Raw genomic sequence first — 3158 nt, forward strand, 5'->3', positions numbered from 1 at the left:
GCGGAAGGCGGCGGCGAGACGCCGGATCGTGTCCCAGTCGTCGGTCGCGGTGCCGGGCCGGTGCTCGCCGTGGGACTGCGGACGGGGTGCCGTCCTGCGCATGAGCGCGGGATCGCTGCGGAACCCGAGTCCCTCGTACAGGGGCCGGGACTCGTCACTGGCGTGGAGTTCGAAGAGGGTGACGCCGTCCTGCTCCAGCTCGTCGAGGAGGGCGGTGAGGGCGGCCCTGGCGTAGCCACGGCGCCGGTACCCGGGCCGGGTGGCCACGGCCTGGACGCGTGCGGCCAGCCCCTGTGGGTACCGGGGCGCGGGCAGTACGGGGCTGACCAGGGCCAGGGCGCAGGTGACGAGTCCTCCCCCGGGTGCGTCGACGACGTGGGCCCGGGCGTCGCCGCCGGGCCGGAGCCGTTCGGCCAGCTGGTCCCGGCAGCGGGACAGCCAGGCCGGGTCGAGCGGCCGGGAGAGGATCAGCTCGGACCGCAGGCGGGTGATGCCCTCGGCGTCGGCGGGCGTGGCGCGGCGTGCAGGGGTCATGGATCCGTCCTCGTGGTGGGCCTCTGTGCTCGTCCGGGCGGTCCCGCCCGTTCAGGGGGCGGGGTACGCGGCGGGTTGCGCGGGCGGGTCGGTGAGGGGAGTGAAGTGGGCGGGGGTGTGGTCGATCGGCAGGCCGGGGCGCCAGGCGGTGAGGATCCGCGCGCTGCACTCGAACAGGTCCGGGGGCAGGGCGTCCAGCGGCCACCAGCGCCAGTCGCCGATGCTCTCGCCGGGCTGGTCGGCCGGCTCGCCCCGCCAGCGGGTGACGAGCGCGCCGAACGTGACGCGGACGACGTCTCCGACCCGGTCGAGGAACATGCCCAGGAGACGGACGTCGTCCGGGTCCGCCAACAGACCTGTCTCCTCCCGGAGTTCGCGCACGACCGCCTCCCGCAGTGACTCGCCCGGCTCCACGGTTCCACCGGGCAGCTCCCGGGTGCCCAGCCGGTGCCGGCCGAGGAGGAGGCCCCGGGGGCCGAGCAGTACGGCACCGACACCGACGGCCGCGTGGGCGACGGGTGGTCGCGCGCGGCGGGGGCGGGCGGTGATCCGGGCCGGCCGGTGGGCCTGGAAGAACCGGTAGGAAGCGTGGTTGTCGCTCTCGGGCGTGTCGAGGACGGTGACATCCCGCACGCGCAAGCCGTACCGGACCAACAGCTCTTCCCACGTCTCGGGTGTGAGCACCCACATGTGCACGGTGAGATCACGGCCGCCGGCCGGCCGCAGGGTCTCCGGGCGCGGGGCGACGGTCGAGGCCGGGCCGTGACCGGCGGAGTTGGTGTGCAGCACGGTGAAGCACAGCCGCCCGCCCGGCGCGAGACCGGCGGCCAGGGCGGGCAGGAGCCGGCGCGGGTCGAGGAAGTGGAAGGTGCTGAGGGAGTAGATCACGTCGTACGGCGCCGACGCGGCCAGGTGCTCGACGGCGTCGGCGTGGAGCAGCCGCAGTCCCGGCACGTCGGGGTAGCGGGCGCGCGCCCGCTCGATCTGGCCGGGGGAAGCGTCCACACCGTCCACCCGCGCTCCGCGGGTGCGGGCCAGGTGGGCGGCGTGCCGGCCGGGACCACAACCGATGTCCAGGACACGCAGGCCCCTGACCTCCCCGAGGACGGCGTCCCCCGGTCCGTCCGCGGCGGGTCCCCAGGTGATCCGGTCCACCTCCGGCAGGGGCGTGCCGCGCTCCAGGTGGTGTCTTCCGTAGGCGTCCCAGGCGAGACGGTTCTGGTGTTCGACGTCCGACACGTCGGCCTCCGTTCCGAGTTCGGGCCTTCCGAAAGGGTCACGCGGGGTCCGCGACGGCGGGGGAGCCGGGGCGGGGGACGGTGCCCGCGGGGGCGTACTGGGCGGCTTGCGCCTCGAACATCGCGGCGTAGCGCCCGCGGGCGGCCATGAGTTCCTCGTGGCTGCCGTGCTCCACGAGCCGTCCCTGGTGCAGGACGTGGATGCGGTCGGCGTGGCGGACGCCGGACATGCGGTGGGTGACCAGGACGACGGCCCGGTTCGGGGCGGCGAGCCGGCGGATGCGGTCGAAGGCAGTGATCTCCGCCTCCGGGTCCAGGGCGGAGGTGGGCTCGTCCACGATGAGCACGCCGTCGGCGTCCGAGGTGGAGCTGCGCCAGTGGGTCCGGGCGAGACCGATCTTCTGCCACTCGCCGCCGGACAGTTCACTCGCTCCGCGGAACATCCGGGCCAGCAGGCTGCGCAGCCCGTCGGGGAGTTTGGCGATGACCGGTCCGGCACCCGCGTAGTCGACGGACGGCTGCAGGTCCTCCGCTCCGGCTGCCCGGGCGGGCCGGCCGATGCGGATGTTCAACGCCGCCGCGGGCCAGCGTTCGAAGTCCTGGGTGAGCAGCGCGACACGGTCGAACACCTCGGAGCGGTCCAGGGAGGCGAGGTCGGCCTCACCCCACAGCACGGTTCCGCTCTGCGGCAGCAACAGGCCCGACAGCACCTTCATCAGCGTGCTCTTGCCGGAGCCGTTCTCACCGACCACCGCGGTGACCGAGCCCATGGGCAGCGTGAGGGACACCTCGTCCAGGGCAGGGGCTTCCCGGTCCGGGTAGCGGTAGCCGACCCGGTTCAGGACGACCTGTCGCACCCGTGCCGGGACGGGATCGCCCCCACGGGGAATGGTGCGCCGTGCCGCCTCGTCCAGGAACCGGGAGTGATCGCGGACGTACAGGGACTCCTCGTGCAGCTGGTTGACGTTCATCACCAGCGCGCCCAGGCTCGCCGAGCCGGACCGGACGGCGATGACGGCGGTCCCGGCCACGGCCAGACTCATGTGCCCGCTCATGATCAGCCAGAACATGGCCGCGTACGTCGCCGCCATGGCGAGGCCGGACAGCCCGGCGGCCACCCACTCGGTGACGGCTTTGCCGGTGGCCAGGCGTTCCTGCTCGGCCTCGGCGCTCTCGGCCATCCGCTCGTAGCGGCTGAGCAGGAACGGCCCGACGGCGTGGATGCGCACTTCCTGGGCGGCGGTGCGCTCGGTGAGCAGATTGCCGATGAGGCGGCCGGCCCGCACGTGCTCCACCCAGGTCATCACCGACACGTACCGCTCCTGCGCGACCCGCATCGCGCCCCAGCCGCGCGGCGCCGCGATCAGGACCAGCATCGGCAGGAGG

Annotated in this window: 3 protein-coding genes; all 3 read right to left on the minus strand. The window is 74.1% G+C overall.

The window, feature by feature from the left end:
- The coding region (locus tag IE312_RS01875; RefSeq protein WP_189977635.1) for a GNAT family N-acetyltransferase at positions 1–534 on the minus strand (534 nt) is incomplete at its 3' end.
- A 51-nt stretch (positions 535–585) separates the two neighbouring features.
- Positions 586–1773, minus strand: coding sequence for a bifunctional class I SAM-dependent methyltransferase/NUDIX hydrolase (locus IE312_RS01880; protein WP_189977637.1), 1188 nt, complete (start codon positions 1771–1773; stop codon positions 586–588).
- A 37-nt stretch (positions 1774–1810) separates the two neighbouring features.
- On the minus strand, positions 1811–3158 hold a 1348-nt coding region (locus tag IE312_RS01885), incomplete at its 5' end, for an ATP-binding cassette domain-containing protein (RefSeq protein WP_229898881.1).

The sequence above is a fragment of the Streptomyces capoamus genome, from assembly GCF_014654935.1.
In the GTDB taxonomy this organism is placed as follows: Bacteria; Actinomycetota; Actinomycetes; order Streptomycetales; family Streptomycetaceae; genus Streptomyces; species Streptomyces capoamus.